This is a genomic window from Microbacterium jepli (genome assembly GCF_047237905.1).
In the GTDB taxonomy this organism is placed as follows: domain Bacteria; phylum Actinomycetota; class Actinomycetes; order Actinomycetales; family Microbacteriaceae; genus Microbacterium.
This window is the reverse complement of record NZ_JBDFLW010000003.1, coordinates 234,124-259,785: the sequence shown is the minus strand read 5'-3', so window position 1 is coordinate 259,785 and position 25,662 is coordinate 234,124. Positions and strand designations below refer to the sequence as shown.

General features: G+C 65.9%; 17 protein-coding genes. 8 read left to right on the top strand and 9 right to left on the bottom strand.

Translation table 11 applies throughout. The annotated features are described in order from the left end of the window. The first annotated feature begins 60 nt into the window (after positions 1-60). The 4 genes from ABC304_RS01825 (at position 61) to ABC304_RS01810 (ending at position 4,950) form a co-directional block, all read left to right on the top strand. Positions 61-1,206 carry a DUF1972 domain-containing protein gene (locus ABC304_RS01825; protein WP_412929040.1) on the top strand — a complete coding sequence of 382 codons (1,146 nt, stop codon included), beginning with the start codon at positions 61-63 and terminating at the stop codon, positions 1,204-1,206. A gap of 197 nt (positions 1,207-1,403) precedes the next feature. Further along, on the top strand, positions 1,404-2,477 hold the full coding sequence (locus ABC304_RS01820; RefSeq protein ID WP_412928612.1) for a polysaccharide pyruvyl transferase family protein: 1,074 nt from the start codon (positions 1,404-1,406) through the stop codon (positions 2,475-2,477). A 5-nt stretch (positions 2,478-2,482) separates the two neighbouring features. Continuing rightward, positions 2,483-3,952, top strand: a complete 1,470-nt coding sequence (locus tag ABC304_RS01815; RefSeq protein ID WP_412929039.1) for a lipopolysaccharide biosynthesis protein — start codon at positions 2,483-2,485, stop codon at positions 3,950-3,952. Continuing rightward, the gene (locus tag ABC304_RS01810) at positions 3,949-4,950 is read left to right on the top strand and encodes a DUF6492 family protein (protein ID WP_412928611.1); all 1,002 of its coding nucleotides are present in this window, start codon (positions 3,949-3,951) and stop codon (positions 4,948-4,950) included. The genes ABC304_RS01815 and ABC304_RS01810 overlap by 4 nt, the downstream gene beginning before the upstream one ends. Positions 4,951-5,018: 68 nt before the next feature. Here the strand turns inward: ABC304_RS01810 and ABC304_RS01805 are convergent, their stop codons facing one another. The 6 genes from ABC304_RS01805 to ABC304_RS01780 form a co-directional block, all read right to left on the bottom strand. After that, on the bottom strand, positions 5,019-6,110 hold the full coding sequence (locus ABC304_RS01805; RefSeq protein WP_412928610.1) for an acyltransferase family protein: 1,092 nt from the start codon (positions 6,108-6,110) through the stop codon (positions 5,019-5,021). A 55-nt stretch (positions 6,111-6,165) separates the two neighbouring features. Continuing rightward, a complete protein-coding gene (locus ABC304_RS01800) occupies positions 6,166-8,217 on the bottom strand; it encodes a right-handed parallel beta-helix repeat-containing protein (RefSeq protein ID WP_412928609.1) in 2,052 nt (683 codons plus the stop codon). A 702-nt stretch (positions 8,218-8,919) separates the two neighbouring features. Next, positions 8,920-10,266, bottom strand: a complete 1,347-nt coding sequence (locus ABC304_RS01795; protein ID WP_412928608.1) for a tyrosine-protein kinase domain-containing protein — start codon at positions 10,264-10,266, stop codon at positions 8,920-8,922. Positions 10,267-10,300: 34 nt separating this feature from the next. Then, the gene (locus ABC304_RS01790) at positions 10,301-11,530 is read right to left on the bottom strand and encodes an O-antigen ligase family protein (RefSeq protein ID WP_412928607.1); all 1,230 of its coding nucleotides are present in this window, start codon (positions 11,528-11,530) and stop codon (positions 10,301-10,303) included. Positions 11,531-11,662: 132 nt separating this feature from the next. Then, positions 11,663-17,824 carry a PKD domain-containing protein gene (locus tag ABC304_RS01785; RefSeq protein ID WP_412928606.1) on the bottom strand — a complete coding sequence of 2,054 codons (6,162 nt, stop codon included), beginning with the start codon at positions 17,822-17,824 and terminating at the stop codon, positions 11,663-11,665. Then, positions 17,821-18,381 (bottom strand): hypothetical protein, encoded by a 561-nt coding sequence (locus ABC304_RS01780; RefSeq protein WP_412928605.1) that lies wholly within the window; start codon positions 18,379-18,381, stop codon positions 17,821-17,823. The genes ABC304_RS01785 and ABC304_RS01780 overlap by 4 nt, the downstream gene beginning before the upstream one ends. A 233-nt stretch (positions 18,382-18,614) precedes the next feature. Here ABC304_RS01780 and ABC304_RS01775 point away from each other — a divergent pair, with 233 nt between their 5' ends. Further along, complete coding sequence (locus ABC304_RS01775) at positions 18,615-19,691, top strand: glycosyltransferase family 4 protein (RefSeq protein ID WP_412928604.1); 1,077 nt, start codon at positions 18,615-18,617, stop codon at positions 19,689-19,691. A gap of 19 nt (positions 19,692-19,710) precedes the next feature. On the opposite strand, the gene ABC304_RS01770 is transcribed toward ABC304_RS01775, so the two are convergent. Next, positions 19,711-20,529, bottom strand: a complete 819-nt coding sequence (locus tag ABC304_RS01770; RefSeq protein WP_412928603.1) for a glycosyltransferase — start codon at positions 20,527-20,529, stop codon at positions 19,711-19,713. Next, positions 20,498-21,355 (bottom strand): CDP-alcohol phosphatidyltransferase family protein, encoded by an 858-nt coding sequence (locus tag ABC304_RS01765; protein WP_412928602.1) that lies wholly within the window; start codon positions 21,353-21,355, stop codon positions 20,498-20,500. Before ABC304_RS01765 ends, ABC304_RS01770 begins: the two co-directional genes overlap by 32 nt. Positions 21,356-21,421: 66 nt before the next feature. On the opposite strand from ABC304_RS01765, the gene ABC304_RS01760 reads away from it, so the two are divergent. The 3 genes from ABC304_RS01760 to ABC304_RS01750 all read left to right on the top strand — a co-directional run bounded on the left by ABC304_RS01760 (position 21,422) and on the right by ABC304_RS01750 (position 23,925). Beyond that, the gene (locus ABC304_RS01760) at positions 21,422-22,453 is read left to right on the top strand and encodes a glycosyltransferase family protein (protein WP_412928601.1); all 1,032 of its coding nucleotides are present in this window, start codon (positions 21,422-21,424) and stop codon (positions 22,451-22,453) included. After that, positions 22,450-23,394, top strand: a complete 945-nt coding sequence (locus tag ABC304_RS01755) for a glycosyltransferase family 2 protein (RefSeq protein ID WP_412928600.1) — start codon at positions 22,450-22,452, stop codon at positions 23,392-23,394. Before ABC304_RS01760 ends, ABC304_RS01755 begins: the two co-directional genes overlap by 4 nt. A gap of 84 nt (positions 23,395-23,478) precedes the next feature. Then, positions 23,479-23,925, top strand: a complete 447-nt coding sequence (locus ABC304_RS01750) for an FAD synthase family protein (RefSeq protein ID WP_412928599.1) — start codon at positions 23,479-23,481, stop codon at positions 23,923-23,925. A 54-nt stretch (positions 23,926-23,979) separates the two neighbouring features. Here the strand turns inward: ABC304_RS01750 and ABC304_RS01745 are convergent, their stop codons facing one another. Next, the gene (locus tag ABC304_RS01745) at positions 23,980-25,527 is read right to left on the bottom strand and encodes a metallophosphoesterase family protein (RefSeq protein WP_412928598.1); all 1,548 of its coding nucleotides are present in this window, start codon (positions 25,525-25,527) and stop codon (positions 23,980-23,982) included. Positions 25,528-25,662 lie beyond the last annotated feature (135 nt).

Sequence of the window (25,662 nt, the reverse complement as noted above, 5' to 3'; positions counted from 1 at the left end):
CAGTCCGCTCCCGTCGTCACCACCCGCGCGCGTCGGCGCACCGCCCAGCTGTCGATCGCCATGGTCGGCACGCGCGGCGTCCCCGCCGCCTACGGAGGCTTCGAGACCGCGGTCGAGGAGGTCGGCAAGCGGCTCGTCGAGCGCGGCCACCGCGTGCGCGTCTACACCCGCGGCTCCGAGTCGCGTGAGAAGAGCTACCTCGGCATGGAGGTCGTGCATCTGCCGGCCGTCGCGCAGAAGCAGCTCGAGACGCTCAGCCACACGGGCCTGTCGACGCTGCACGCGCTCGCGCACCGGCGCCCGGACGCGGCTTTCGTCTTCAACGCCGCGAACTCCCCGTTCCTGCCGATGCTGCGTGCCCGCGGCATCCCGACCGCCCTCCACATGGACGGTCTGGAGTGGCGCCGGTCGAAGTGGGGTGCGCGCGGCAAGGCCTACTACCGCGGCGCCGAGCTGTTCGGAGTCCGCACGGCCGACGCGCTGATCGCGGACGCCCCCGGCATCGCCGCGTACTACGCGCACCAGTTCCGCGTTCCGACCGAGCTGCTCCGCTACGGCGCGCCCATCATCAACGACGTCCCGACCGACGGCATCGAGGGTCTGGGCCTGCGTCCGAACGGCTACCACCTGGTGGTCGCCCGCTTCGAGCCCGAGAACCATGTGCTCGAGATCGTCGAGGGCTACCAGCGCAGCAGCGCACGGATGCCGCTGGTCGTCGTCGGCTCGGCGCCCTACAGCGCCGGCTACACCGAGTCGATCCGCAAGGCGGCGGGTGACGATCCGCGCATCATCTTCCTCGGCGGCGTCTTCGACCAGGACCTGCTCGACGCGCTCTACGCGCACGCCTACACGTACGTGCACGGCCATTCGGTGGGCGGTACCAATCCGTCGCTGCTGCGTGCCATGGGCGCCCGCACCGCCGTCATCGGCTACGACGTGCAGTTCAACCGAGAGGTGCTCGACGACCAGGCCTGGTTCTTCGTCGACTCGACCGACCTCGTGACGCACTTCTCCACGCTCGAGAACGAGCCGGAGGCCGTCGACCGTCTCGCCGCGGGCAATCAGCGTCGCGCCGAGGTAGCGTTCCGGTGGGACGACGTCGCCGACGGCTACGAAGACCTGGCGCAGCGGCTCGCCGCGGGCGAGTCGATGCACAAGCTCGGTCGTCGCGCGAAGCGCACCGCTGAGGAGTGGGACTTCTCCTGAACCGCGGCTGAGACCGCACCTGTCGCCGTCGACGCGAATCGCATCATCACGAGAAGTCGTAATCTGGCGGGTGGGGTCTTCGTGCGATGCCCGCGATCGGGAGCATCAGCCTTCCGATTCCATCGGCGGGTGATCGACGACATCAACATCACGGAACTCCCTGGGAGTCCGCAGAACTTCGAAACTTGGGGGACAAGTTGCGCGTACTTCTCGGTTGGACCGATGACATCTCACCGAATCTCGGTGTCCGGGCGCTCGGACGGGGGTCGCAGGACTTCCTGCGTCGGATCTGGCCCGAGGCCGAGTTCGAGTACATGAACTACGGCACCCGGCCCGCGTCCGTGAGCTGGTCTACCCGAGGGCTGGCGCGGGAGTGGGTGACGAACAAGCGCGGCATGAAGGACTGGCTGCGCAGCTTCGACCTGTACTGGGACACCCGTTCCGGTGACAGCTTCGCCGACATCTACGGGATGCCGCGCCACACGACGATGTCGCTCATCCACGAGCTCGCTGTGCGGTCCGGAGTTCCTGCGGTGATGGCACCGCAGACGATCGGCCCGTTCGGATCTCGACGCGCACGCGTGCTCGCCCGACGGAATCTGCGCCGATCACGGATCGTGCTCGCACGCGATCCGATCAGCGCTCAGGCCAGCGCCGCGCTCGGACGTCCGGTGGACCTCACGACCACCGACATGGTGTTCGGCATCACGCAGCCGGAGCCGGCATCCGGGTACGACGTCCTGCTCAACGTCTCCGGACTCCTCTGGAACTCCACAGCCCACGGCAGCAACATCGCCTACCGCGAGCAGGTTCATCACATCATCGCCGGGCTCACGCAGCGCGGACGATCCGTCACGCTTCTGCCGCACGTCCTCGACTCGGCAGATCCCGACAACGACGTTCCCGTCTCTCGCCAGATCCAGCAGGATCTGGGCGGTGCGGTCCACCTCGCCGTGCCCACGGATCTGGAAGACGCTCGGCGGATGATCGCGGGCGCGAATCTCGTAATCGGCGCGCGGATGCACGCCTGCCTGAACGCCCTCTCCACGGGTACTCCTACCGTCGCGATGGCCTACTCGAGGAAATTCGCACCGCTCATGGCCGCACTCGAATGGCCGCACGTCGTGTCACTCGCGGGCGACGAAGCCGTGTCCACCCGCGTCCTCGATTCCGTCGATGACCCGAACCTCGTGGACCGCGCGCTCGAGTCGCAGGGGGCAGGACAACGACTGCTCGGCAATGCGGTGCCCCTGCTCGAGGCGCTGCGTTGATCGAGGTGGCCCCCGGCCGGACACTGGCGGGGTCCGCGGCAAAGGGCGCGCTGTTCATGCTGATCGCTCAGGCCGCCCGCATCGTCCTGCAGCTCGCCTCCGTCGTCGTACTCTCGCGTCTGCTCTCCCCTCACGACTACGGCCTGATCGCCATCGTGCTCGTGGTGATCGGCGTCGGCGAGATCTTCCGGGACTTCGGGCTGACCTCGGCGTCCGTGCAGGCCCCGGAACTCAGCCGCGGCCAGCGCGACAACCTGTTCTGGATCAACACGGGCATCGGGGTGACGCTGGGCCTGCTGGCCTTCGCTTTGGCATGGCCTCTGCAGCTGATCAGCGGCGAGTCGGAGCTGCTCGGAATCCTCCAGGTCCTCTCGAGCGTCTTCCTCATCAACGGGCTCACCACTCAGTACCGAGCGCAGCTCATGCGTGGTCTGCGCTTTCGAGCGATGGCGATCATCGACGTCGTGTCGGCGGCATCCGCACTCGGGATCGCAGTCATCCTGGCGTTCGCGGGCGCCGGCTACTGGGCACTGGTGGTCCAGCAGCTGGCCAACGCCGCGATCGCCCTGATCGCCACCGTCGCCGTCGGCCGGTGGCTTCCACGCTGGTACTCCCGGGCCTATCCGATCGGGTCGTTCGTGCGCTTCGGATGGAACCTCGTCGTCGCCAACCTGCTGTCCTACGGGGCCAATCAGATCGACACGGTCCTGGTCGCGGCCCGCTTCGGCACAGCGCCGCTCGGTCTCTACAACCGCGCCTATCAGCTGGTGATGACGCCGCTCGGCCAGGTGCGCACGCCCTTGTCGAGCGTCGCGATTCCGGTCCTCTCCCGCGCGCAGAACGATCCGGTCAGATACGAGTCGTTCGTCGTGTCGGGGCAGCTCATGCTCGGTTACACGCTCGGCCTGCCGCTCCTCATGGTCGCGGGACTCTCCGAACCGATCGTGCAGATCATGCTCGGGCCGCAATGGGCCTCAGCCGCGCCCATCCTGCGCTTCTTCGCGATCGCCGCACTCCTGACCACGTTGCCGTTCGTCGGTTACTGGGTCTATGTGTCCCGAGGCCTCAGCCGCCAGCTGATGTGGTGGACCTGGGTGTCGACGGGGATCCGCGCCGTCTGCATCGTCTCGGGGTCCTTCTTCGGCATCCTCGGCGTCGCCGCGGGGGTGGCGCTCGCGCCGGCCATCGCATGGCCGCTCTCCCTGTGGTGGCTCTCGAGAATCACCACCCTGCCCGTTCGCCGCCTCTACGGCGGCGCCATCAGGATCGTCTGCGTCGTGGCAACCGCCGGGCTCGCGAGCTGGGCCACGTCTCAACTGTTCATCTTCAACTCCTGGCTCGCTGTGGCGATGGGCGCCGTCGCGGGCATCGCCGCCGCAGCGCTCTTCCTGTCCTTGCGCATCTATCGTGTGGACCTCGCACTGCTGGTGAGATTCGCCCGTCTCATGTTGAAGCGCGAGAAGGAGCTGGTGTGACGGACAAGCTCACCTTCGTCAGCGTCGTCTTCGACGCCGAGGTCACCCTCCTGGAACTGCAAGCACGCTCCATGCGCATGTTTCTCGCTCCGGATGCCGTCGACAAGATCATCGTGCTCGACAACTGCCTGCTCGGCCTCGGTTCTCGTCGCCGGGCGCGCCTGCTCGATGCGTATGGTGTGCACGCGCCGAAGGTCTCCTTCGTGCCTACGCGCGACCTCTTCGATCCGGGGGCGACGTCGGGCTGGCGGAGTCAGCAGGCCGCGAAGCTCCTCATCAGCTCCCGGGTGCGCACGCCAGATTACATCGCTCTAGACGCCAAGAATCACTTCACCCGCCCGGTGACCAGTGCGGATTTCGTCGGAGACGATGGGCGGGCCCGTGGTCGCTCTCACCCCTACGACCAGCATCCCCTTCGATCATCGTTGGTCCACACGATCGAATACCTCGGCGGCGACAAGGCCATGGTGGAAGGCGCTGTGCGCGCATTTCCGCCGACGGCCACGCCCTTCGTGCTGCGCACCTCCGTCGTGCAAGAGCTCATCCGCGACATCGAGGAGTCGTCCGGTCGTCCGTTCGCCGTCGAGTTCGAGGACCGACGGCTGCTCGAGTTCTTCCTCTACTCCGGATGGGCCACCGTGCGCGGACCGGGACTGCCCGCTCTCCGCAATGAGTCGCCCCTGACCTCTCCGACCGTCTGGCCGAAGGCCGCTCACTTGCAGGGAGTCGAGGACACGATCGCCGAAGCGCGCGACTCCGGCGCCTTCGTCTTCGCCGTCCATCGCCAGGCTCTCGCGCACGCAGATCGTGCGACGCTCGACCGTGTCGCCCGCCACTGGGTGGGTATCGGGTTGTTCCGCGACGTTAAGGAGGTCAAGCGCTTCCTCGGCAGGTTCAAGCGGTCCTATACCCCGGCGCTGGCGTTGACCCGGTCCGCTGAACGCATTCAGCGCCTCACGCGGAAGATTCCATTCACTTCGCGACGCGCACACGCCTGACCGGCGGCGCCTTGTCATAGGACATGAATCGACGCGATGGCGGCCGGCGGCTGCGTTGCGGTCTCGAATCAGGGGACTGACGCGACGACGGCAGGGTCTGCGGGAGCACGCTTTCCCTTAAGCCGGAGCGCGGGGCGTTCCACAAGGAACCACGAAAGAGTGGCAAGAGGCACCGTTGCGACGGTCGCTATCAGGAAGAACGCGAACCACCCCAACTGCCACAGTCCCCACGTCGCGAGGACCTGCTGAACGAGGAACGCGTAAATGTACACACCGTAGGAGATGTCGTTCTTGAAGCGGAGCTTCGGCGAGGTGAGGAGAGCCCCCAGGACGAGCACCACGTAAGCAACGGGCAAGGCGCCGAGTAACCGGTAGTTCGGAAGAAGAGTCGACAGTGCGATGACCGCCACACTGCCTAAGATCCATCCTGTGCGCACCGGCAGCACTTTCTGAAATCTCCACAGCATCGCGCCCGCGAGGAACATGAGACCGAATCGCGAGCCGTTCACGATCCATCCGTTGCTCGTGAGACCGGCGGCCGCCGCCACCGACGCTGCCAGCGCGACGCCGAAAGCGAGCGGAATCGTCCACCGCCAGCGAAAGAGGCGGAGCACCCCGAGAGCGAGCACACCCAGGTAGCAGAGGAACTCCCAGAACAGAGTCCAGAGAGAGCCGTTCCATGCACCCGGGTACGGGACGCCGTCAGGTGTGCCTGCGATGTCGTACTGGGTGATGAAGAGTGTCGCGTTGGCGAAAATGTAGCGGACGTTGTCAGACCCGAGCACCCCCGTAACGACCGGCACGATGACAAACGCCGTGACGAGCAAGCACACCCAGAATGCCGGGTAAATCCTCAACAACCGGGCCCGCAGGAACGCCCACACTCTCGGCCGATTGACCCAGGACGACACGATCAGGTACCCGCTGATCGCGAAGAACGCGTCCACCCACACCTGGCCGATCAACCTCTTGACGGGGTCGAAGGGGATGGGCGTGCCTGTCAGGGGAAAGGAGTGATACAGGATGACGAGTATGGCCAGCAGCAAGCGAACGAAGTTAAGTCCGTTAGCCCGTGGGTCGAAGACCTCCGCAAATGATCGGCCTCTAGCCACCCCAGATCCTTCCCCGTCTGGCAACGCTATCACCTCGAAGGCCAGCACACCCGGAGGTGCACTGGCCTTCGAGCACTAGCTCGTCACGCTCCGATTACTGACGTCAGGGGAAGATGGCGCCGAGTGGGCGCGACCCGGCCGAGATGCCGCTGACAGCAGAGATGGCTGACGGCACGGTGACGGTGATACTCGTCTGCAGCGGCGCCATCGAAGACGTCAATCTGTAGGTCGAATCCAGCACCGCGGAGCCCTCCACCAATTTGGACTGCGAGTCACGACCCGTCGAGCGCGCGAAGTCCGCGAGGTTCGAGAAGACCTGGGATCCGCCCGCACTCCCCTGGGACCAGTACGCGAACACCTTGGGGGCGATTGCGCTCGTCCGCTGGTAGAGGTTCCCCTCACTTCGCGTGACCATCTGAGCACCGGTGAGGTTCTTGGAGAAGTCGTCGACGCATACGACGCAATCGCCCTTGGCCGAGGAGAGCACGTTGTTCACCACCGAGATGTTCCTTGTCACCCACGGCGTCGTCGTATTGGTGGACCGTCGCGTGTTCATGCTCACGTTGACGTTCCGATAGTTGCCGGAGAAGGTGTTGTTCCAGATAGAGACGTTGCCGGAGTTGGCGATGAGGACTCCGTCGATGCCGTTGGATGCGAAGAGGTTGTTGGCCAGCGTGGCGGTTTCCGACAACTCGAAGACGAAGCCACTTCCGGTGTTTCGGAGGCTGTCATTTCCGGTGAAGGTGACGTTCGTGTTCGATTCATCGAACCACGGGCCCTGTCCGAGGTTGTCGGCGAACACACTGTTAGTCACCACAACGCCGTTGGAACTGTGGATCTTCATGGCGCCAGAAACAGGCGCTCGGTTGAATCGCTCGCTGTTGTTGCCCGTGGACAGCAGTCCGGTGATACGAAGCCCGTCAGCGTGCGCTGCACCCATGCCCAGGAGTCCGTTGTCCACCAAGGAGACGTTCGTGAGTTTGGTGTTCTTCGACCACGTGTAGAGGCCGGTCGTCGAGTTGTTCCTGACGGTCACGTCCGACAATGAGACATCATCAGCCGCGATGATGACACTGCCCATGGCAGGAACGCTCGTCGCGTAACGACGAACGCCGATGCCCTGCACCACAGAGCCGGCAGAGCGGACGGACAGCGCCGACGTCAGAGTGCTCACCTCCACGCTCCCCGAGTTCGGGTCCGAGCCGATGACGAGCTGGTCAGCGCCCTCGTCCACGAAGAAGGTCCCGGACTTGACCGCGGCGCGTGATCCGACCTGCGCCAGCTGCTTCCCTGCGACCCAGACCTGATCGGGGTGTGATGCCATCGGGTAAGCCGGATTGACGAACTGCCACCCGGGGGCTGTCCCGTCAGCCGCTCCCTTGGTGAAGGTCGGGCTCGAGTCGAGTGACTGAGTCCACCCGTCGCGGATCCACACACCGTTGGACGACCGCCAGTTCCCCACCTTCTCCGCCCCATCCATCCAAACGGCCTCGGACCGATACGGCTGCAGCGTCACCTTCTTCTGCGGAGGAACGATGATGTCCTCGTGGTAGGCCCCGCCCCGCAGAACGATGGTGCCGCCGTTCGCAACTTTTGCGATGCCAGCCTTGATCGTTTTGAGCGGCGACGCCACGGTGCCAGCGCCGGAGTCCGATCCGCCCGGAGCGACGATCACTGCTCCCGAGGGCACAGCGAAGTCCTTGCTACCGGGCGTCGCAGCTCCGGCAGCACGACGAGCTCCCGAAACGCTCGCGGTACTGCCCGATGGGACAGACGTCGCCGGCGGGGTAGTGGCGGGCGGGGCGGTCGGCGTAGGCGTAGTCACTGGTGCAGCGGCACTCTGAGTGGTGCTGGTGAGCGAGAGGTCGTCGATCGCCACCGGAGCGACTTTTGTGTCGGGACCCGTGTACACGGAGTACTCGATGCCGCCGGCCTTCTGCAGACGTGCCTGATCGGAATCGGAGTATGACATCGTAGGCGAGCCGGGCTCGCTCTGCTGAGCTAGCCAGACCTTGCCTTGAAGGAGCACTGGACTCGTTCCCGACACCTTGAGCAAGACCTTCAGCGTCCCTCCGGCGGCGATTGCCTGCGTGAGGCGCACGCGCTGAAAGGTAGTCGTCTGGAAGCCGACTCGCTTTTCCAAGGTGGTCTCCACGGCTCCTCCCGGCAGAACGCGGACTCCGATGACATATGAGGAGTCGGACGACAGCCGCGCACCGTAGGAGGAGAAGATCCCTTGGCCGCCGGTCGGTAGCGTGGGCACGGTCAACGAGAACACCGAGACCGAGTCGCCTGCTGTTATGGGCAGCGAGACCCTCGAGGTGCGGCCCGGCGCGGGGCTTTGGATCCAGCCCTTCCCTCCGCTCACGGATGAGATGGTGCTCGACAAAGCGGACCAGCTGCCGCCCGAATCAGCGTTGCCCCATCCCGCCGTCACAGTCCGCTCCATGGAATCCCGGGCGACTACTGTCTGTTCGGCCGCGCTGGCCGGCGAGGATGCAGCGAGAAGTGAGAGGACGACTGTCGCCACCGCTCCGATGGAGACCAGCGTTCGCCGTCGCGCAAGTGGAGCTCTGTGTATGGTTTTCAATTCGTACCCTCGCAGCAGTCTTTCCCGGAGAGCCCGGCCCCATCATCGGGACGGGCGGATCCCAAGACCGTACCAGCGTGTTACCGGCGCGCTCGACGGAATGAGAGTACCCTCATCGCCCTTTGATCGGGCCAGAAAGCTCATCCGGTGCGACCCGGGTCGAGCCAATCACGCGCAGATCCAATCGGCGAGCCGGGCTCCGGGGGCGGTCTTCTAGTAAGCCGAGAGCAGCGGGCGGAGCGTCGCCGCTCGCTTCATGAGCGCTTTCTAACCGCCATCCTTCATCGCCTGGGCAGCCTGCTCGTAGTAGCCGTCGCTTTGACGGCGCCGTTTCACCTTGTTGAGGACCACGCCCACGATTCTGCCGCCAGCATTCTGATACCCGGCCATCGCCGTCAGCAAGGGGTGACGGCGGGTCTTCCGGGAGTCGATGACGAAGACAGCGCCATCGACAAGGGGGGCCATCAGGTTCGCATCCGCCACGCTCTGCACAGGCGGCGAGTCGATGATGACGTAGTCGTACTGGCGGCTGACCTCGTTGAGGAAGTCGTTCATGGCCCTTGATGTCAGCAGCTCAGCAGGATTCGGCGGCAGGCCGCCGGAAGGCAGGATGTCCAGCCGACTCCGGGCGCGACTGATACGGGCTTCTTCGAAGGAGACGTCGCCAAGGAGCACTGTCGTCAATCCCACGGCGCCCTCCAAACCGAAGTACTCGGCGACTTTCGGACGCCTCAGGTCACCGTCGATAAGGAGGACGCGGCTCTGCAGTCCGGCCAAGGTGAGGCTGAAATTGGCGGAGAAGGAAGACTTTCCTTCGCCCTGGAATGTCGAGGTCACCAGGATGCGTTGCACCTTGTCGGCAACGCCCGCGTACGACAGGGCCGAGCGTATGCGGCGGAACTCCTCCGATGTCGGGCCGAGAGGATCGTCGCCCACCGCCAAACCCAGCCCGCCCTTCCCCGCCGTCGACACCGTGCCGAGGACCGGCACATCCGTGATGCTTTCCAGAACGCCGGCGGACTGCACCCTCGTATCCAGAAGCGCGCGCGTGATCGCCACCGCGACCCCGAGCAGGAACCCGACGGCAGCCGCCAGGGCCGTGTCCTGAGGCTTATTCGGGGCGGACTGCGACTCCGGCACCACCGCCTCGTCGACGAGGGAAGCAGTGATCGTCGGCGCGCCACCGCTGGCCGTCGGCGACACCCCGCCGACGACATCAGCGAATGATCGCGCGACCGCATTCGCAATCGCCGCCGACCTCTCTGCCGCCGACGATGAGGCTGATATACGCAGGATCACGGTGTCGGTCGGATTCGTCACCGACAGACTTCTCGCGAGGCTTCGGGGTGTCGTCTCCAGCTTCAGAGATTCGATCACGGGCTCGAGAACGCGCGAAGACCCCACCAACTGCGCGAAGGACTGCATCTGATTCTGCGCGTATGTCGTCCCCTGATTGAGGTCAGCTCCACTCGACCCTTGGCTGATCGACACGTACAAGGTGGCCGTGGATTGATAGGTCGGCGGCGTGGCCGCGGCGAGACCAAAACCGACGAGTCCACCGGCAATCAGCCCGACGAGGATGAAGGCCCACCCCTTCTTGAGCGCGTTCCACACAGCGCCCAAGGTCCACACAGATTCGACTCTCAAGTCAACCTTCCCCACCCGAAGACCGCTCACTAGCGAGTCTTCGAAAGCGTATCAGCGGACCCGTGGGCGCGAAGTCAGCTGTCCTCATCACCGCTTCCCCCAGGGTCGCCGCGTTCGAGGCCCTCTCAGCCTGTCGTCTGGCCACCTCACCCGCGACAGCGAGCCCGACGACGAACCAGAAAACTGTCGCGTACTGGGTGATGAAGGCCACCGCAAAAAGTCCCGGCACCTGCCCGGCCACGGCGATGCTCGCCGCATTCGTCGAGCGCTGCCGAAAGGCTGGGACGATCGCGAGCACGATGATGAGGATGAGGATGACAGCAGGTACGAGTCCTGCCCGCAAAGCCGCCACGAGGACTGCGTTGTCGACGGATGTCGCGAAGTTGCCGAAGTATTGACCGTCAACGGTCAGCCCAGAGAAGTCGGCCGCCGAACCGAACCACGGGATCAACGGGAACAGTGCGAATAGGTCCCAGCGATAGTCGGCGCTGCCGCCGGCTTCGCGTCCCGCGCTCAAGAAGATATCAGACAGGAGTGGGACGACGAGCACTGCTGCTATCAGTCCGGCCAATAGGATGAACCACTTCGCCCGTCGCGACAGCGTAGGGAGCACGATCAAAGACAGCGCGATCGTGATCACCAATGTCACGAGGCCTATGCGGCTCAGAGTGAGCGTGACGGCGGCAACGATGATGACCAAGCTCGCCAGCTTCGCCCATAGCCTCCATCTGCAGGCGAGCACGAACGCCGACATCATCGCCAAGGTCGCACCCAGCGCAATCGAGTGGCCGAAGGCTCCCTCAGCGCGAATTGAGCCGCCTCGCTCCTGCAACGTCCCCCACTGCGCGTGCAAAGTGGGGGACCCGACGGAGATACCTACGAACGGGTTCTCCCCGGTGAGCCCCTCGATGACCGCGAGGGTACCCGCAATGGTGGCGGCAGCAGCGAGCACCACCGCGAGGAAGCCGGAATGTACGCGGGTGAGGATCAACCGCCCCCAGATGAAGGGAAGCACCCAGTCGGTCATGGCGACGAACATCGATGGAAGCGACGTCAGCTTCAGCGCATATTGACCTATGAGGAGGAACACCAAAACTGCCATCAGCGCGTCGGCGGCCGTGAGTTCGATGCTTCTCGATGTCGTCGCCATCGCCAAGAGCGTCACGATGGTCACCGCCGAGAGGAACGGCCCCACGGCGACGCCTACCCAGATCGGTACGAAGAAGAGCACCGCAACCCAGAGTAGGACCGTCGTTCGTGGAGCCGCTCGAAGGACCATGTAGACCACCAGGCCGCCCAATACTCCGAGCGCGACAATCCCTGGTGACACGAACGACCCTTCAGTCACACATCGAGAGTGGGATCAACCCAGCTGGTTGACCACCAATTTGTCGAAGGCTACCACCGCGGTGCTCGTCGAAGAGGACGGGCGACTCGCCCTGATACCGACCGCGCCAGGCCCTTGAAGATCTGCAGCCGAGTCGCTGGCCTGAAGCTGCCAGGTCGAAGGGGCATCGGCCCCTGCCTTCCAGAGCTTGGCCTTCAGAGCTGTGGTCCCTGAACCGCTCACTTCGACCGCGAGATTGAAGATGTCGCCGGCGGCGTAGGTCATCCCACTGACCACTGCGGTCTGGACGACCGTCGTCCCACGCTGGGCGACCAACCAGACGGTCCCGTCCTGTCGGAGCCAGGCATTGACGAGGTAGTAGTTGCCGCTGGTGGTGTACCTGGCGACCACACCCATGTAGCCGCCGCCTGAGCCCGGCGCGACGTTGGACGTGAACTGGACGGTGCTGCTCGCGTCTCGGACAGCCGTCTGAGACAACACCGCGAACCGTGTGCCACCAGCGGCCAACGAGAGCTGCCCGGTTCCGTTCGCCACCGAGGCTGCGGCAACCGAGCCGCCGCTGATCGCCCACGGGCCGCCGACGTCCGCCTGGCCCCAACCGCCCGTCGCGGCGCGCTCGAACTGATCGCTCGCCACGGCGACATTGGCCGGGGCGGTGACCGTGACGCTCTTGGTGATGGACGTCGCGGCACCCGCGTTGTCCACGACCGTCAGCTGCACGTTGTAGCTACCCGCCGCACCGTACGTGTGCGACGCCGTCGCACCCGTCGAGTCCGCAGACCCGTCGCCCCACTTCCAGGTGTACGACGCGATCGTGCCGTCCGAGTCCGACGAAGTCGACCCATCCACCGACGCGACCAGACCAGCCGCCGACGACGTGAACGCCGCCACCGGAGGAACATTCGCCGCAGGAGCGGTGACCGTGACGCTCTTGGTGATGGACGTCGCGGCACCCGCGTTGTCCACGACCGTCAGCTGCACGTTGTAGCTACCCGCCGCACCGTACGTGTGCGACGCCGTCGCACCCGTCGAGTCCGCAGACCCGTCGCCCCACTTCCAGGTGTACGACGCGATCGTGCCGTCCGAGTCCGACGAAGTCGACCCATCCACCGACGCGACCAGACCAGCCGCCGACGACGTGAACGCCGCCACCGGAGGAACATTCGCCGCAGGAGCGGTGACCGTGACGCTCTTGGTGATGGACGTCGCGGCACCCGCGTTGTCCACAACGGTGAGCTGGACGTTGTAACTGCCCGCAGCACCATACGTGTGCGACGCCGTCGCACCCGTCGAGTCCGCCGAACCATCACCCCACTTCCAGGTGTACGACGCGATCGTGCCGTCAGAGTCCGACGAGGTCGAACCATCCACCGACGCCACCAGACCCGCCGCCGCCGACGTGAACGCCGCCACCGGAGGAACATTCGCCGCCGGAGCGGCCAGGTCACGGACGGTGAGGTCGTCGAACCGGACCACACCGGCGGCTGTCGCCGACCCTCCCACTGCGTAGTGGAGCAGCGGGGCGCCGGCGCTCTGCAGCGCTGCGGTCGAGTCCGTCGTCTCCAGCTGCCACGCGGTGGGCTCCGGGGAGCCGACCTTCCAGATCTTTGCCCTGATGGTCGTGGGGTTCGTGCCAACGACCTCAGTCTTCATCTGGAACGTGTCGCCTGCGGCACCGGTCAGACCGTTGATGGTCCGCGAGGTGATGACGGTCGAACCGCTTTGAGCGACGAGCCACACAGAGCCGTTGTCGCGGTGCCAGGCACGGACGACGTAGTAGGTCGACCCGATGCGACGCGACCCGAGACCGACATACGTGGCTCCTGTCGAGGGCGCGTTCGGCAGCGTGTAGGTGACGCTGCTCTGCGAGTCGCGCACCGTGGAGCTGAGCGCCAGATTCCGCGTCTGTCCTGCGGGGAGTGTGAGGACACCCTTCCCACCCTGAACCGATGCGACCGACGTGGTGCCGCCGAGGAAGCTCCACGCCCCTCCGATGTCAGCCGTTCCCCAGCCGTTCGACGTTGTGCGCCCGAACGAGTCCGCTGCCACGAAGGTCGGCGCCGTCGCATCCGCCACGGTGACATCCTGCGCAGTCGTGGCCGAGGCACCAAGGCTGTCCGTGACCTTGAGGGTCACACGGAAGGTGCCCGACGCGGCATAGCTGTGGTCGGAAGTCGCGCCCTGCGTCACCGCCGAGCCGTCGCCCCAGTTCCACTCGTACGCGAGCGTCGCGCCGTCCGACGCCGTGGAGGCACTGGCGTCCACGGACACCTTCAGCTTGTCGACCGCCTTGGTGAACGATGCGACCGGGTTGGCGTGGTTGACGGTCACATTCTGCGTCATCTGACTGGTCGCCCCGAGGGAGTCGGTCAGCGTCAGCGTGACGGCGAAGGTTCCGCCGTTCGCATAGGTGTGGTCCGATGTCGCACCCTGCGTCGCCGCGGAGCCGTCACCCCAGCTCCATGCGTACGTGAGCGTCGCGCCATCAGAGGCCGTCGAAGCGCTCGCATCCACCGACACCTTGAGCTTGTCCACCGTCTTCGTGAATGACGGGATCGGGCTGGCGTGAGTCACGGTGACGTTCTGGGTGGTCACGGCGACCGCCCCGAGGGAATCCGTCGCGGTCAGCGTGACCGTGAAGGTCCCACCGTTCGCGTACGTGTGGTCGGAAGTCGCACCCTGCGTCACCGCGGAGCCGTCACCCCAATTCCACGCGTACGTGAGCGTCGCGCCATCGGACGCCGTCGAAGCACTGGCATCCACCGAGACCTTCAGGTTGTCGACGGTCTTCGTGAACGTCGCCGCCGGGCTGGCGTGCACGACCGTGACGTCCTTCACCAGGTCCGTGGAGGCCCCCCGAGCATCCGTGACCGTCAGCTTGACGGAATAGGTGCCGGCCGCCGCGAAGGCGTGAGTGGTTTCGCTACCCTCTGCCGTCGTCGAGTCGCCGAAGTTCCAGGCGTAAGAAAGCGCGTCTCCCTCGGCGTCGGATGCAGTCGCCGAGAAGGCCACCGAGAGTCCCGTCGCCGGCGAGCTGAAGTCGAGGTCCTTAGGCGCCGTGTTCGGCGCCTGCTGTCCCGAACCGAGCCGGTAGTGCGAGAGGACGTCCGCTGCGGAGACCACCGTGTTGTACACCGCGGTCTCGTCGATGGAACCGGTCCAGTAGGTAGAGCCCTCCCAGCCCGAGTCGCCCCCGATGCGCCAGTAGCCCGCGTAGTCCTGCGCGCTCGTCTGACCGTTGGTGCCGACGAGCTGGCCGTCGAGATAGAGCGCCATACCCGCCGAACCCTGTGTCGCCACGACGTGGTGCCACCGTCCGTCGTTATACCCGGTGTTGCTCTCGATGATGTTGCTGAATCCGGTCCAGACGCCGTACTTCACACGTCCGTCGCCGGACATGTACACGTGACGGTCGTAGTTGCCGCTCTCACCGACATTGCGGTCGCCGAACCCGATGATCTTGCCGCCGTCGGTCGACGATGTCTTGAACCAGGTCTCCAGCGAGTACGTGGTCGGGTTCACCACGAGCTTGTCGCTGGTGACGCCTGCCTGCCAATTGGGCGTCGTGCGGACGGAGGTTCCGATGCCGCCGTTGAGCGCGCCGGCCTCCCCCTGGACATTGCCGCCTCGATAGGTTCCGGTGCTGCGGGCGATTCCGGGACCGGAGTCCTTCGCGACCGAGCCGGAGGTCTCGTCGAGTCTCCAGTAGAACGCAGGATCCAGGCCGTAGACAGCCTTGCCGTAGGCGTCCGCCGGCGCTGCCGGAGGTGCTTCGCCGTGGCCGCTCACCAGGAAGCGCGAGGCGACCTGCTTCGCCGTGAGCGGAGTCGGGTACACCGCGACGTCGGCGATCGTCGCCGCAGCATACGCGCTGCTACCGCCGTCGGGCCACCCGCCGGTGTTGTCGCCGCCCACACGCCAGTAGCCGGAGTAGTCCTGACCCGACGTGATGTTCGACTTCGTGCCGATGAGCTGGCCGTCGACGTAGAACGCCATGCCGTTGCCGGAGAGCGTCCCGACGACCTGGTGCCATTTACCGTCGTTGTAGCCGTCGCCGGACTGGATGACCTGAACCGAATTCGGGTAGACGCCGAACGTCAGTCGACCGCTGTTGCTCAGGTAGATGTGACGGTCGTAGCTCCCGGACGTTCCGGTGGAGTTGCCGCCGAACCCGACGATCTTGCCGCCGGACGTGCTGGTGGTGTTGAACCAAGCCTCGACCGAGAATGTGTTCGGGGCCACCTCTTGCGAGGTTGTCGCCGCGTACGAGCCGTCGTTGCCGGCGAAGCCGGTGGCGGTCGAAGGCGTCGTCTGGTCCTGACCGGTGAGACCGCGGGTCGCTCCGTTCACGTTCAGATCGGTCGCCCCGGCCCAGTCGGCAGCGGTCGTGCCACTCGCCTCGCCGAGCGGCCAGTAGTGAGTTGCGCCGTCATCCAGCACCGACTTGGCATAAGCCGAGACCGGCGTCGAGGACGCGGTGATCGTGATAGGAGAGCTCGTGACCGAGTTGTTGTTCACGTCTTTGGCCACCACTCGGTAGGTGTAACTCTGACCGGGCGTGACCGTTGAATCCTTGAAGAGGAGCGCGGGCTGGTTCCACCAGGTGGATGCTCCGTTCACGGTTGCGACAGGAGCGGTGCTGCCGTCGCGGCGGAGCTCGTACGTCAGGTTCAGGTCATCGCGGTCCCAGTTGGACGGGATCTTGACCCGGACCTCTCCTGCGTTGGTCGACGTCGCCGTCGGAGTCCAATTCGCCGTTGCGATGCGAGGCCCCTGCTTGGCGCCGGTGGACGGCTTCGTCGAGAAGCGCACCAGGCCCTGGAAGCGACCGTTGTTCACGCTGCCGAACTCACCCGCGACCGAGATGTAATCGCCGGTTCCGGTGATGGAGAGTCCGGCCTGGCCGAGTCCGCTCGCGTTGCCGACGGTGAAGTCGGGGTACCACGCGTAGGCCGACGGGGACGGCGTACCGGCCCAGTTCTTGTAGATGTTGCTCTCGCTCGGGGTCCTGCTGAGCGTGCCACGGGCATCGGCCGTGTAAGCCTCCATGTACCGGTACTGACGGACCGGCTGCTCGGGCCACAGGTTCACCGTGTCGCACTGGTGCGTGTGGCTGGTCGAGTAGACGACCTTGCCGGTCGAGAAGACACCGTAGTGATCACCGTGGCAGTCGGCGAGCCACCGCAGATTGCCTGCGCCCGCATCGACCGCGAACGTACCCTCAATGTTGCCCGCCTGCACGTCGGCGAAGGTCCACCCTGTGCCGTACACGCCCGTGGCGTCCGTCGCGAGAGTGAAGATACCGGTCTTTCCCGCGTTGCTGCCTTGGTTCCAGCCGTTCTTGATGATGCCGGTCACGGCCCATGGCACCGTCGCGCCCGTGGCGGGGTCGAGGGCGGCGATACCGCGTTGCTCGCCAGCGACTCCGTTCACCGTGTAGAAGCGGCCTCCGAGGATGACCTTCTGGTTGCCGGGCTCCATCACCATCGCATCGACCTGGAGGTCGGTGGTGGGAGCCCACGGCAGCAGCGCCCCATTGGTGGTGGCGAAGGCTGCAAGATTCTTGCGCGCCACGCCGTTCGCCTGCGTGAATGAGCCGCCGACGTACACCGTCGAACCCACAGTCGTGATGGCGTAGACGCCGGTGCCGCCGACGGTCGGCGCAAATCCTGCGACGAGGGCGCCGGTGGTCGCGTCCAGGGCGGCGAAGTTGTACCGGGTCGAGCCGTTCACTTGCGTGAAGGTTCCCCCGATGTAGATCCGCGTGCCGTCGGGCGACGCCGCCACGGATTTGATGACGCCGTTCACCTGCGGGGCCCAGGAGAGCAGGTTTCCGTTGGTGATGTCATAGGAGAGGGCGTTGGTACGGGGCGTGAGGCTCGTGCCCGGCGCCGCGCCTGCGGCGCGGGCGTTGCTGAACGAGCCCACCGCGTAGACGCGGTTCCCGATCATCGTCTGCGCCCAGACGTACCCGGAGTCGATCTGGACGGTCGGAAGCGCATCCGCCGTGGCGACATCCGGCGTCCGCTGCAGCAGCGGAGCCGTCGTCGTGGGCACGTCAGCGGTAGCCGCCGGCGCCGTGGCCAAAACGCCACCCAAGGCGACCACGCCGACGGCGAGGATGGCGATGAGGCGCTTGATCGACTTCTTCGTCCGGCGCTCGCGATATTCGGTCATGAGGAGATCTCTCCGGTGAATTCGGCGACGGGCTGTCCGGCCGAGTAGTTGACGGTGACGTTGATGGTGCGGCCGGCCGGTGAGCCGAGCATGAAGGTGTAGGTGGCGTCGACGGACTGTCCTCGTCCGATCACGCCGCCGAGCGGAGAGTTGTCGCCGGCGGTCGTGCCGATGCCGACCTCTCCGTCGACGGCGGCGAGCATCACCACGGCTGAATCGAGGTCGACGTCTTCCTGAGAGTCGTTGACGGCTCGAATCTTGACGACGACGGCAGGGCCGCTGACTTCGCCCGGTGTCTCCGCCTCGACCGCGGTGGCCGTCGCGCTGACGACCTCGACGGTGACCCCGTTAGCGAAGGTCACCGCCTGGTCGAGCGCAGCAGCCTCCGTCGGGAGTCCCGGCGCGTCGGTCGGCGCATCGGGCGATGCGGTCGGCTCCGTCGTCGCGCCGCTGTCGACGACCGGCGCCGTCGAGATCGAGGGCGTCGACTCGCTCGTCGGTTGAGTCGCAGCACCGCATCCGGCGAGCGCGAGTGCGCCCACGGTCAGTGCCGTCATGATCGAAAGTGCGCGCCTATGGCGCGCCGCAAAATGCGTCCCCACGCTGATTCCCCAGTTTCCCCCGGCTCTCGTTCCCCAACGAGAGCAGATGCCTATACAGGCAAGATCTACCCTAGGGCCAATCCGTTCGTGAGAGCAAATTAATCTTAGCGGACGTCCTGTGTACCTCGTCCGGGCGTGAAGAAGCGCGCCAGTAGGATCGGTCGGAGCCGAAGGCCGGGGGGGGGGCAATGAAGGTACTGTTCGACGCGTTCTGGTGGGAACGCGGACCCGGAGCTAACCGCACGGTGCAGAAGGAGCTCATCGCGGCATGGCGACGCCTGTTCCCCGATGACGAGCTCGTTCTGGCCCTGCGCCGAGGCGCCGACGCTCCCGACACGACCGACATCGGCCTCATCGTCAATACACGACTGTGGCCCCATGCTGCCGCCAACCGATGGGACCTGCCCCGGATCGCGCGGCAGGTCGGAGCAGACGTGATCGTCGCGCACAATTACGCACCACGCAGCGGCGCATCCGTCGTCTTCATCCACGACGCCATGTTCGTCGACCACCCCGAATGGTTCTCGCTATCCGAGAAGGCGTACTTCTCCCTGATGATCCCGTGGGCCCGCGCCGCCGACGCCATCGCAACGTCCACCCTTACCGAGGCGCATCGCATCGACCGTCTGATGAAGCGACGAGTCGGCTCGACGTCCGTCACGGGCCTCGGCGTGCCGAGTGGTCTGACGTCCGAGGCACCCCGACGCCCGACGCAGGTCGCCGCGGATACGTCCTTCGCGCTCACCGTCGGACGACTGAACATCAGGAAGAACCTCCTCGCGGTCATGCGTGGCGCCGGCGTTGCCGACAGCATCAGTCCGACGAGCCCGCTCATCGTGGTGGGCGGCACCGCGCACTCGGGACGCGCGACCGACTTCCCCGACGATGTCTCGGAAGCCATCCGGGACGGGCGCGTCATCCTCCTGGGATCGGCGACGGACAGCGAGGTGGCGTGGCTCTACGCTCACGCATCCCTGGTCATCAGCCTGAGCCTGGATGAGGGTTTCGGCCTGCCCGCGCTGGAGGCAGCGGCGTTCGGGGCACCGCTCCTGGTGAGCGACATCGCCGTCTTCCGGGAGACGGTCGGCGACTATGCCGCGTTCGTGTCACCCACCGCGCCGACGGAAGAGGTGGCGAGGGCGATCGATGGTGAGTGGGGCCACCGGCCTGCCGCTGAGACCCGGTCCTCCGTCGTCAGCAGATACAGCTGGGATGGCGCGGCCGCGGCATTGCGGGTCGCCGCGAGCTCGCTGGCGCCCCGTTGATCCGGAGGCGAAGCGAACCTCAGACTTCCTCAGCTCGCTCGGCCTCGAGCGCGAACTGCCGACCATCTCGCAGCCCCCGCCAGAGCGCCCGCCAGGGTTTCAGCGATGTCAGGAGCTGCCCCTTGCCGCCCTGGAGAAGGATCTCCATCGAGACGCGAGGAGAGCTCCTCATCCACTGCCTGATTCCTGCCTGCTCCAGATGCTTCGCGGCGTACAGCAGGCGGTTCCGGATGTTGTAGTAGTAGTACGTCTCCGACTTCCGACGGTCGTGCTTCGATGCATCCGCGTGCGTCTGACCTTCGTCGTGGACGACGACGGCATCGATGCTCAGCAGACGCCCGCCCACGTCCAGGACTCGGCGTGAAAGATCAACGTCCTCCCAGTAGAGGAAGTAGTCGGGATCGAATCCACCCACGCTCGCCCATAGTTCGCGCGACAGCGCGAAACAGGCCCCAGTGGCCCACGGGTGCCGTGGGCGACCGGCACGCTCTTCGCGGCGGCGCGAGGAGGCGATTGTGCCGTCGTCGAGATACAGATCGGATCCGGCGAACCACGGGCTACCGTCGCCCGAGATGATACGAGGCGAGACGAGCGCGTCAGGATGCGCGGCGGCCGATGCGACGAGATCCTGGATGGCCTCGGTTGAAAGGTGCGCATCCGGATTGAGCGCGATGACCACGTCCGCCCCGTCTCGCAGCGCAGCGTCGACCCCGGCGTTGGTGCCGCCGCCGAAGCCGGCGTTCTCGTTGAGTAGGACAGGCTCCCACCCATGCTCGAGGGAGATTCTCGCAACACGATCACGCTCGTCAGCTGTGCTGTAACAGTCGACCACGATCATGCGCACCTCGTCGGGCAGTGAGATCTTCGCCGCGTTCGAGGCGAGAAGCGACGCCGAACCGAAGTTCACGACGACGATCGCCGCCGACGTCACGTCGCGGCGTCCAGTGCGCGCATCTCGCGGAACCAACGCACTGCGGCCAGCGCCAGGAAGGCCGTATTGGCCGCCATAAGCAGTCCGTATGCCACCAGGAATACGGTGGGCGCCCCCCACAGGACGAACACGAGGCAGACGAGGCCGAAGTCGGTCGGAACGAGGATGAGCGACCGGAGCGCGGTTCCTCCCCCCGTCCGTGCGTCGACGGAACCCCGCGCTTGCCCTTCAGCAGATCATTCAGGAGCATGCCGAAGAAGGTCGTGACACCGACAGCCGAGAAGACCAGCGGCACGACCAGCCACCCGGTGTCACGGAACGGCGTGTGCAGCCACAGCCCGACCAGCACGCACAGATGCAGCGACGAGATCTTCAACGCGTCGATGAAGTGATCCAGCCACTCTCCCGCCAGGCTCCCCCCGCCGCGAAGCCGGGCAAGCTGTCCGTCGGATGAATCCCACGCATACCCCAGCACGAGAAGCAGCGCGATCAGGACCCCGGCCCAGACTGTGGCGGGCGCGAGCACGATCAGGGCCAGAGCGGTGAAGGTGTGAAGGGCGCTCACGACCGTCGCGGTGTTCGGAGTCATGCCGATGGAGTGGCCCCACGCGGCCAGCACTCGACCGATCCGGCGGTTGACGTACACCGAATACGCCGGCGCACCACGGGCATGACCCTTCTGCGCCGCCGCCAGGCGTCGATAGGCGTCCTTGAATGTCCCCGGCATTGCCATCCCCCGAACTGTGCGCAAACCTGTGACGAGCATAGGGCGCGTGTTCAGTGCTGACAGACTGAGGCCATGGTCAAGCACGCTACGAGGCTTCGAGTGATGCAGTCGTTCGGACCGCCCCGGCCGACATCGAACCCCTACATCCACATGCTCGACGAAGCGTTGGACGCCGATCCGGAACTCGATCACAGGCGATTCGACCGCCGTCACGCCCTGGTCGGTCGGTATGACGCCATCCACTTCCATTGGCCGGAGACGCTGCTGGGCGGCTCGACGGCGGCCAAGCGCCTCGCGAGACGCCTGTACGCGACGGCGCTGCTGGCGCGGCTGACCATCACCCGAACGACGATCGTCCGCACGGCGCACAACCTGGATCTGCCGTCGGACCTCTCGCGGTGGGATCGGTGGTTCCTCACGAGCGTCGATCGACGGACAGACTTCTACATCCGACTGAACGAGGAGACACCGACCAGGGCCGGTGTCCCCGATACCGTCATCCCGCATGGTCACTACCGGGATTGGTTCGCCTCCGTATCGAAGCTGCCCGCCGATCAGAAGTCCATCGGCTTCGTCGGATTGATCCGGCGGTACAAGGGCGTTGAGACTCTGATCGAAGCATTCCGTTCGACCGGTAGGGCGTTGCCGGGGTGGCGCCTGCGCATCTCGGGCAATCCGAGTCCGGGATTGGCACCGGAGGTGGAGGCGCTCGCCGCACCGGACGAGCGGATCTCGCTCGACCTCGGCTATCTATCGGAGGAGAAGTTCGCCCAGGCCATCATGCGATCCGGCGGAATCGTGCTCCCCTACCGAGCCATGCACAACTCGGGAACGGCATTGGCGGCTCTCTCCCTGGATCGAGCGGTTCTCGTGCCCCGGAACACCGTGAACGAGGCGCTCAGCGAGGAGGTCGGTGCCGGGTGGGTGCACATGTTCGACGAGACGCTGAGCGCCGCGGACCTAACGCGCTTCGCAGAGGAACTCGAGCGCAAAGCTCCCGTCGGCTCACCATTTCTCGACGGACGCGGGTGGGCCGTGACGGGCTCCCGGCACCGCCAGGCCTTCGAGAAGGCCGTCGCTACGAAGAGGGGGCGACACCGGTGACTGAGGGCGAACGCAAAGTCCTCGTGACGATCCCCTCGTACCGACGACCCGACCGTCTTGCGGTACTGCTGAGTGTCATCAACGAGCAGCGCGCCTCAAAGGCCGGTGCGATCGTGAACGTCCTCGTCATCGACAACGATCCGGAGGGATCAGCTCGACCTGCTGCGGAGGCCGCCGCCACCTCCTATGTCCTCGAGCCGGCCCGAGGACTGGCTGCTGTCAGGAATCGCGCGATCGAAGAAGCGATGGCCGCGGGCGCGGACGCGCTCATCTTCGTCGACGACGACGAGATCCCGACGGACGGATGGCTGTCCGAGCTCATCGCCCCGTGGATCGCAGGCTCCGCGGAGCTGGTCTCGGGTCGGGTCGTCTCCACCTTCGAGCCCGCACCGGACCCATGGATAGACGCGGGTGGTTTCTTCCGGCGCAAGGAGTTCGCCAGAGGCGAGCTCATGAAGGCCGCGCCCACCAACAATCTGCTCGTGGATGTGGCTCTCCTCGCCCGGACGGGCCGACGTTTCGAGGAAGCATTCGGGACGACGGGTGGCGAGGACATCCACTTCACGGGCGCACTCGCTCGCGCGGGTGCGCGCATCGTGTCCGCTCCGCAGGCGACCGTTCTGGATCCCGTACCGCGTGACCGCGCCACGCGGTCGTGGGTCATGCGCCGTGCGTATCGGGTCGGAACCACCACGGTGGCGGGCGATCTGGCCTGGCAGCATTCATCCGCCGCTCGGCTGCCGCGGCGCGTCCGCTGGGCGGCGCACGGAATCGCTCGAGTGGTCGGCGGTGCGGCGCGTTGGGCTCTCGGTCTGGTGACACGTTCGCTCGTGCATCAGGCTCGCGGGGCACGCTTGCTCTCGCGTGGGCTGGGAATGATGGCCGGTTCCGTCGGTATCCGCTACAACGAGTACCGTGCGACTCCACAGGCGGACGGGTGACGACGTCCAGCGTGTTCCGCTAAGCTGACCTCACTGGGGCGCATTCTGGGGAGTCTGCGCATCTGATCTCTGGGGGATCTTCTGATGACGCTTCGCGTTGGCTATGCCGCTGGTGCTTTCGACCTTTTCCACGTCGGACACCTCAACATCCTTCGTCATGCCAAGGAGAACTGCGATGTGCTCATCGCGGGCGTGGTGAGCGACGAGATGCTCCGCGAGGTGAAGGGCGTCGAGGCGATGATCCCGACCCACGAGCGCGCGGAGATCGTGCGACACATCTCCTTCGTGGATGCCGTGCACATCGAGACGGTGCCGGACAAGCTCGACACGTGGCGACAGGTCGGCTTCACCCACTTCTTCAAGGGCGACGACTGGCGGGGAACCGAGAAGGGCCTGCGCCTGGAGCGTGAGTTCGCCGAGGTGGGGGTGGAGGTCGTCTACTTCCCCTACACCGCGCACACGTCCAGCACTCAGCTGCGCACGGCGATCGACATCCTCAACCGGCCCCGCGTCGCGGAGCAGCTCGCCTGAACAGAGTGGAGCGGGCGGTGTCCGAAGACACCGCCCGCTTCGTCGTCCGCGGTCTCAGCGGATGAAGGTCAGGCCCGAGAGGGTGTTCACATCCCAGGTCGATCCGTCCAACGGCCCGTACACCTTCGTCGAGATGGTGCCCGCGTTCACGTCGAATTGCGACAAGCGGACAGGGTTCGTGGACTTCGAGTGGATGGCCTGCAGAAGAAACGCCACCTTGTTGCCTGCGGACGTCGTGACGACCTTCGACACGGCGTCTCCCACGTGCCCGCTCATGACGACTTTGACGTTGCCGTACGGAGCCACGAGCCGGTCATAGACATACTGCGGCGACGAGTCTCCGTACTGCCAGTGAGTCTTCGACTGGCCCGCCCCATCGATGTTGCCGTTGCCATCGAGGAATGAGTGCGTCTGGATGAGGACGTTGGAGTCGGGATGCGACGAGATCACGCTCTCCGCCCAGTCGACGACCGACACGCGCGGCCAGAGCTCGAGGTTCAGCACGAGCCACGACGCACCCTCCGCCTCGAACATCGAGTAGGTGTTGTCGACCTTGCCCTGCTCGAACGAACCGGCAAGGGCCTGGTAATCAGACGGACGGAAATACTGGTTGAACGTGGTGGTCGTGCGCTGCAGCTGGGCCGTCCGCTGCGGATCGCGCGCCGTTCCGCCGGGTCCGGTCGCGAGCGTGTCGTGGTTGCCGATGCTCAGCTGGTACGGGATGCCTGCTGCCTCAAGGGGCTCCATCGCCTCCTGAGCCTCTGCGAACTGGCTGTGCGTGTCGGTGTCCCAGTTCACGACATCACCCGTGTGCGCGACGAAGCGGAGGTCAAGAGCACTCTTCTGGCCGACCAGCCACTGCGATCGCGCTCGGAACCGATCGTCTGCTGCTCCGAAGACCTCCTGCTGCGTGTCGGGATAGGTCGCGACGGTGAACTTACCGTCGCCGTCTCCGGTGGCAGGCGGAGCAGGGTCCACCGGCGGTGCCGGGTCCGGTGCGGGCGCGGTCGTGGGGGCAGGAGTCGGAGCCGTCGTCGGCTCCGTCGTCGGCTCCGGCGAGGGCGGAGTAGGCTCGGTCGGCTGACCCTCAGGGGCAGCGGCCGCGTACCAGCTGTACTCGACTCGGTAACCGGAAGATGCGACCTCCGACTTCTCGCTCTCCCCGATCGCGACCGTGTGCACAGCGCCGCGCACAGCGCGCGACATAAGCACCGTTTCACAGCCGTCCATCGGCCGCGTCGAGACGTAGCCGACGGGACCGCGACCCTCCCAGCCCCGATTGACGGCGCCGTTGTATTCGCGGTCCCAGATCATCCAGGCGTAGTCGTCGTTGCTGGCGCGGTACGCCTCGTACAGCGGAACGAGACCCTTCGCCGGCTGGCTCGCCACCGCGAACGCGTCGCCGGTGGCGGTGAACCCGGCGGCCGCGGCATCCGCTTCCTGTGCCTCGTCCGTCGTGAACATGACGACGCCGCGGGAGTCCTCCCAGCGCTCGACCGTCGTATCGGCCGCGAAGCAGCCGGTCGCCGCGTTCGCCGCCGTCGTGCCCGCGACCACGGCGCCGGTGGCCGCCAGGCTCACCGTCGCCACGATCGCCGTCATGGTCCGTCGACGTCGTCGCATCGACGCACGCCGCAATTCCGCTCTCGTCATCATGAACTTCGCTCCCCAGCGCGTAAGCCTGCCGACGACCCCAGGTCGTGGCGAACACGGTGGACGTCGGCCGATTCGGGTGGG

Excerpts from the sequence above, each read along its gene's own strand:
- ABC304_RS01825 (WP_412929040.1), top strand. The coding sequence starts at position 61 with ATGGTCGGCACGCGCGGCGTCCCCGCCGCCTACGGAGGCTTCGAGACC.
- ABC304_RS01785 (WP_412928606.1), bottom strand. The coding sequence starts at position 17,824 with ATGACCGAATATCGCGAGCGCCGGACGAAGAAGTCGATCAAGCGCCTC.
- ABC304_RS01780 (WP_412928605.1), bottom strand. The coding sequence starts at position 18,381 with ATGACGGCACTGACCGTGGGCGCACTCGCGCTCGCCGGATGCGGTGCT.
- ABC304_RS01775 (WP_412928604.1), top strand. The coding sequence starts at position 18,615 with ATGAAGGTACTGTTCGACGCGTTCTGGTGGGAACGCGGACCCGGAGCT.
- ABC304_RS01770 (WP_412928603.1), bottom strand. The coding sequence starts at position 20,529 with ATGATCGTGGTCGACTGTTACAGCACAGCTGACGAGCGTGATCGTGTT.
- ABC304_RS01765 (WP_412928602.1), bottom strand. The coding sequence starts at position 21,355 with ATGGCAATGCCGGGGACATTCAAGGACGCCTATCGACGCCTGGCGGCG.
- ABC304_RS01760 (WP_412928601.1), top strand. The coding sequence starts at position 21,422 with ATGGTCAAGCACGCTACGAGGCTTCGAGTGATGCAGTCGTTCGGACCG.
- ABC304_RS01750 (WP_412928599.1), top strand. The coding sequence starts at position 23,479 with ATGACGCTTCGCGTTGGCTATGCCGCTGGTGCTTTCGACCTTTTCCAC.
- ABC304_RS01745 (WP_412928598.1), bottom strand. The coding sequence starts at position 25,527 with ATGACGGCGATCGTGGCGACGGTGAGCCTGGCGGCCACCGGCGCCGTG.